Origin of the sequence: Brachyspira sp. (genome assembly GCF_050873525.1) — a bacterium.
Taxonomy (GTDB): Bacteria; Spirochaetota; Brachyspiria; order Brachyspirales; family Brachyspiraceae; genus Brachyspira.
The window spans coordinates 1-5,294 of sequence record NZ_JBNMIZ010000184.1; the positions used below are offsets into that span (position 1 = coordinate 1).

General features: G+C 33.3%; 5 protein-coding genes. 1 reads left to right on the forward strand and 4 read right to left on the reverse strand.

Annotated elements, in window-relative coordinates; translation table 11 throughout:
• Nucleotides 1–27 precede the first annotated feature (27 nt).
• A complete protein-coding gene (locus ACR0QS_RS10640; protein ID WP_432633425.1) occupies nt 28–738 on the reverse strand; it encodes a zinc metallopeptidase in 711 nt (236 codons plus the stop codon).
• A 158-nt stretch (nt 739–896) separates the two neighbouring features.
• Nucleotides 897–1,757, reverse strand: a complete 861-nt coding sequence (locus ACR0QS_RS10645) for a bifunctional 5,10-methylenetetrahydrofolate dehydrogenase/5,10-methenyltetrahydrofolate cyclohydrolase (RefSeq protein WP_432633426.1) — start codon at nt 1,755–1,757, stop codon at nt 897–899.
• Nucleotides 1,758–1,945: 188 nt separating this feature from the next.
• Here ACR0QS_RS10645 and ACR0QS_RS10650 point away from each other — a divergent pair, with 188 nt between their 5' ends.
• Nucleotides 1,946–3,337: an MATE family efflux transporter gene (locus ACR0QS_RS10650; RefSeq protein WP_432633427.1), complete on the forward strand. Its 1,392-nt coding sequence runs from the start codon at nt 1,946–1,948 to the stop codon at nt 3,335–3,337.
• A gap of 8 nt (nt 3,338–3,345) precedes the next feature.
• On the opposite strand, the gene ribH is transcribed toward ACR0QS_RS10650, so the two are convergent.
• Both ribH and ACR0QS_RS10660 read right to left on the reverse strand, forming a co-directional pair.
• Entirely contained in the window at nt 3,346–3,819 is a 474-nt protein-coding gene (gene ribH / locus ACR0QS_RS10655) for a 6,7-dimethyl-8-ribityllumazine synthase (protein WP_432633428.1), read from the reverse strand.
• A 60-nt stretch (nt 3,820–3,879) separates the two neighbouring features.
• The gene (locus ACR0QS_RS10660; RefSeq protein WP_432633429.1) at nt 3,880–5,079 is read right to left on the reverse strand and encodes a bifunctional 3,4-dihydroxy-2-butanone-4-phosphate synthase/GTP cyclohydrolase II; all 1,200 of its coding nucleotides are present in this window, start codon (nt 5,077–5,079) and stop codon (nt 3,880–3,882) included.
• Between the last annotated feature and the right edge of the window lie 215 nt (nt 5,080–5,294).

A 5,294-nucleotide genomic window follows, 5' to 3' on the forward strand; every position in this document is an offset into this window, starting at 1 on the left:
CTTTAAATTTATTTTTAATTTTAATATTTAATTTCTTCTTCTATTTGCAAGCAATATTAATCGCACGAGAGATAAAACCGAAGTAACCGCAGCAGCAACATAAGTTAAAGCCGCCGCTTTCAATACTTTCTTTGCTCCATTAAGTTCTTCCGAATCCAAAAAACCGCCTTTATCCAAAATTTTTATCGCTCTGTTTGAAGCGTCAAATTCAACGGGTAAAGTTATTAACGAAAAGAAAACCGCAAATGAAAATAATATTATCCCAATTATCATAATAGTTTGCGAAATACTTCCCAATGCTCCAATCCCTATTCCAATTACAAACAAGTAAATTCCCAACTTGTCTCCAAGCGCGCATAAAGGATAAAAACCGTTTCTTAAAGTTAAAGGAATATATCCTCTGTCATGCTGTATCGCATGTCCAACTTCATGAGCCGCTATTCCCAAAGCCGCCACATCCGTTCCGTCATAAACTCCAGTAGATAATCGTAATACTTTCGCCCTCGGGTCATAATGGTCGGTTAAATTTCCGTTTATTCTTTCTACTGGAATATCTATCCCGTAAGCGTTTAATATATGTTTTGCCGTCTGCTCTCCCGTTATTCCTCTTTTATTTTGGACTCTGCTGTATTTAGCGTAAGTCCCTTGAACTTTAATCTGCGCCCAAAATCCGAGTATTATGCCGGGAATTAAAATCCATATATATCCAAAATAATATTCTAAATATCCTTCAATCATTTTTAATCTCCTTAATTTATATTTTTTATAATTTTTATAATATTCATTATAGCATTAATTTATAACAATGTTAATCTTAAAATGTAAAATTATTTATTTTTAATAATACTAACGGAATAGATTTTTGGCAATTTTTTCCGCTATTTTCCTGTATTTTCCTATATTTTCCGTCTATTCGCTGGCATTTTGTTATTTTGAAGATTGTAAAGATAAAGCAAATTATCCAAAAGCATTGCAACCGTAACGCTTCCCACACCGTTTGGAACGGGAGTTATAAAAGAAGCAAATTTTGAAATCTCGTCAAATTTCACATCGCCTTTTATAGAACCGTCTGACAAAACATTTATTCCAATATCGATAACAACCGCTCCTTCTTTAATATATTCTTCCGTTATAAATTCCGCTTTTCCGATAGATACGCATAATATATCCGCTTGTTTGCAAATTTCTTTTAAATTTTTCGTTTTTGAATGCGCTATTGTAACGGTTGCCGATTTTTGAAGAAGCAAATGAGCCAAAGGTTTTCCCACAATATCGCTTCTTCCAACGACTACGGCGTTCGCTCCCTCTATTTTTATTTTAGTTTTTTCAAGCAAGGCAAGGACGCTTTTTACCGTGCAGGGAATTAATTTATCTTCTCCAAGAAATATTTTTCCAAGATTGATATTTGAAATTGCGTCCACATCTTTATCCGCAGAAATTGTTTCATAAACTTTTTTTTTGTCTATATGATTCGGCAAAGGCATTTGAATCATTATTCCGTTGGTTTCTTTTTCTTCGTTTAGATATTCGATTAAAGTTAAAAAATCTTTTTCGCTCGTATTCGCTGAAAGATTATGGAGTTTGCCAATAATTCCCACACTTTCCGCCGATTTTTTCGCTCTGTTAAAATATACTTCGGTAGATTTATCGTCTTCAAAATATAAAAAATCTATTCTCGGTTTTTTTTCAAGCAATTCGACTTTCGATTTTATATTCTCTTTTATCTCTTTAGAAAGTTCTCTTCCGTCAAGTATCATTATAAATCCCGTAAAAATCAAAAATTATAAATATATTCTATAATTAATATTATAAAAAACAAGATTTTTTAATCGTATAAAATGCATATAGATATAATTAAACGCTTGACAAATATAAAAATAATATTATGTTTATAAATTCAAAATTTTAAATTTTATATTATATTTGATTTGGTTAAAATATTATTATGGACGATAGTTTAAATTATTCAAAAAATAAAATATTCGGAAATTGGGATTTCTACAAATTATGCATATCAATTGCAGTTCCCGTTATGACGCAGCAGTTAATAATGGGTTTGGTTTCGCTTATAGACAATTTTATGGTGGCGGGACTCGGCGATATAAAAATGGCGGCAGTTAATGTGGCAAATCAGTTAAATTTTATATATTTGGTTTTGCTATACACTTTTTACGGAGCGGGCGGAATCTATATGGCTCAAAATAACGGAGCGAATAATCAAGAGGGAATGCAACAAGCTTTCAGATTCAAAGTTATTCTTCCTCTTACTATTTCGATTATATATATGATTTTGATGCTAATAAATCCAGAAATTTTTATGCGACTTCTTACTCAAGGAAATCACGCTCAAAAAGAAATATTGGAATCGAGTTCAAAATACATGAAAATAATCGCGTTTACATTTATTCCAATTTCAATTTCTGGGGCAATAGGAAGTTCATATAGAGAAATAGGAAAACCTCATATTCCTTTGGTAATTTCCGTAATAGCGACATCCTGCAATACTTTCGGAAACTGGATTTTAATCTACGGAAATTTGGGCGCGCCGAGACTCGAAGAAACGGGAGCGGCGATTGCGACTCTAATAGCGAGAATATTGGAAATGGCGCTTTTTATAATATATATCAAACTGCATAAAGAAAAATTTTATGTCCGAACGAGAGAAATATTGAAAGTCAAAATCGGCGTTTTTTTGGATATGATTAATAAATCGAGCCTAATATTTTTAAGCGAAATAAGCTGGGGATTAAGCGAAATGTTTATGACGGCGCTTTATAACAGCAGAGGCGGAGCGGAAACGGTCGCTGGAATGGCTTCGGGATTTACTATAGCGAATATATTTTATTTGGTTTTTCAAGGAGTTCATGTCGCCACGATGGTTATTGTCGGCGGGACTTTGGGACGAGGCGAACTCGAAGATGCGAAGAATAAGGCAAAATGGATAATGAACGGTTCTATAATAGCGGGTTCTATAGTAGGTTTGATAGAAATGTCTTCAATAGTTTTAATTCCGCTTATATTTTCAAAACTCACGGCGGACGCTCAAGTTATTACAAGGAATTTGGTAATATTAATTTCATGCTATATGCCTATATGGACTTATCTAAACGCGCAATTTGCGATTTCGAGGGCAGGCGGAGACACTTTATTCGGTTTTGCGGTAGATGTTCCCGTATCGTTATTATTATTTGCTCCAGCGGCTTTGATTTTGGCAAAATTTACTTCGGTCGGTCCAGTCGGAATGTTTGGAATAGCGAAATTAACCGACTTTGTAAAAATAGCCATAGCGATTATAATGCTTAAAAAAGAGCGCTGGGTAAAGAAATTAACAGATTAATTTATAAATTATTTTTTATCAAGCTCTCTTATCAAATTTACCATCTCTATCGCTCCCATAGCGCTGTCGAATCCTTTATTGCCAGATTTTGTTCCCGCTCGCTCAATAGCCTGCTCTATATTTTCAGTAGTGAGAACTCCGAACATTACGGGAATATCCGATTTCAAAGAAACTGAAGCGATTCCTTTTGAAACTTCGGCGCAAACATAATCGTAATGCGAAGTCGAACCTCTTATTACCGCTCCCAAACATATAACGGCGTCATATTTGCCCGAACTTGCCATTTTGGAAGCTATTAATGGAATCTCAAAAGAACCTGGAACCCAAGCTACATGAATATTATCGTCTTTAATATTATGTCGATGCAAAGCGTCCAAAGCGCCCGACAATAATTTTGAAACGATAAATTCGTTAAACCTCGCGCATACTATGCCAATTTTAATTTCTTTTTCGGAAGTTAATTTGCCTTCAAAAATTTTCATTTTAATTCTCCTTTATTAATTTAAATATTTTTTATTCTTTATATTTTTTTATTATATCATTTAATTTAATAAATGTCCCATTTTATTTTTTTTAGTTTCCAAATAAAAAGCGTCATACTCAGAAGCCTCTATTTGTATTGGAATTCTTTCGTTCACTTTCAAACCGTAATTTGTCAAATGTTTAATTTTATCGGGATTATTCGTCATTAATCTTATGCTTTTAACTCCGAGATTTTTAAGCATTTGATAAGCCTCGTAATATTCACGCATATCTTCTTTGAATCCCAAAACCAAATTTGCATCCACAGTATCGAGTCCCGTATCTTGAAGCTGATAAGCTCTCAATTTATTAACGAGTCCTATTCCGCGTCCTTCCTGCCTCATATAAACCATTATTCCGTTTCCTTCTTCGGCAATTTTTCTCATTGCATAACCGTATTGCTCTCCGCAGTCGCATCTTTTAGAACCCAAAGCGTCTCCCGTCAAACATTCAGAATGTATTCTGCATAAAATATCTTCGCCGTCTTCTATATCGCCTTTAGTCAATACTATATGATGGTTTTTAGTTATTTTATTGACAAAAGTAAATATTTTAAAATCTCCGTATTTAGTCGGCATTTTGGCGCTTGCGTAAAGTTCCATCAAATCTTCGTTTTTCTTTCTATAAAATATTAAATCTGCAACCGTTATTATTTTTAAATCATGTTTTTTTGCGAATTCTATCAAATCGTCTCTTCGCATCATATCTCCGTTATCTTTCATTATCTCGCAACATAAACCGCATTCTTTAAGTCCCGCAAGTTTCATTAAATCGACTGTCGCTTCCGTATGTCCTTTTCTTGTCAAAACACCGCCGTCTTTTGAAAGCAGCGGAAACATATGTCCTGGTCTTCTAAAATCTTCGGGCTTCGATTTATCGTCAACTACTTTCAAAGCGGTTATGGACCTTTCAATCGCCGATATTCCCGTAGTAGTTTCAATATGGTCTATCGACACGGTAAAAGCCGTTTCATGATTATCCGTATTTTTTTGAACCATTTGACTGAGAGAAAGTTTTTCGGTTATTTCTTTACTCATTGGCATACAGATTAAACCTTTCGCGTAAGTCGCCATAAAATTAACATTTTCCGTAGTGGCAAATTCCGCGGCGCAAATTAAATCTCCTTCGTTTTCTCTGTCCTCGTCATCGGTTACTATTATTATTTTGCCTTTTTTCAAATCGTCCAAAGCTTCTTCTATCGTATTATAAATATTTTTCATTTTTGTTTCTCCAATTTTTATCTAAATTTTTTAATTAATTATTTCCAAAATTAAAATCCATTTTTAATTAAAAATTCCATGTTTATATTTGAATTTTTATTATTTGTTTCATTATTAAAATTAAAATCATTAAACGATAAAAGTTTTTCCAAATATTTTCCAATTATATCGTTTTCAATATTAACTTTATCTCCCGATTTTTTATAATAAAGAAC

Excerpts from the sequence above, each read along its gene's own strand:
- ribH (WP_432633428.1), bottom strand. The coding sequence starts at position 3,819 with ATGAAAATTTTTGAAGGCAAATTAACTTCCGAAAAAGAAATTAAAATT.
- ACR0QS_RS10650 (WP_432633427.1), top strand. The coding sequence starts at position 1,946 with ATGGACGATAGTTTAAATTATTCAAAAAATAAAATATTCGGAAATTGG.
- ACR0QS_RS10660 (WP_432633429.1), bottom strand. The coding sequence starts at position 5,079 with ATGAAAAATATTTATAATACGATAGAAGAAGCTTTGGACGATTTGAAA.
- ACR0QS_RS10645 (WP_432633426.1), bottom strand. The coding sequence starts at position 1,757 with ATGATACTTGACGGAAGAGAACTTTCTAAAGAGATAAAAGAGAATATA.
- ACR0QS_RS10640 (WP_432633425.1), bottom strand. The coding sequence starts at position 738 with ATGATTGAAGGATATTTAGAATATTATTTTGGATATATATGGATTTTA.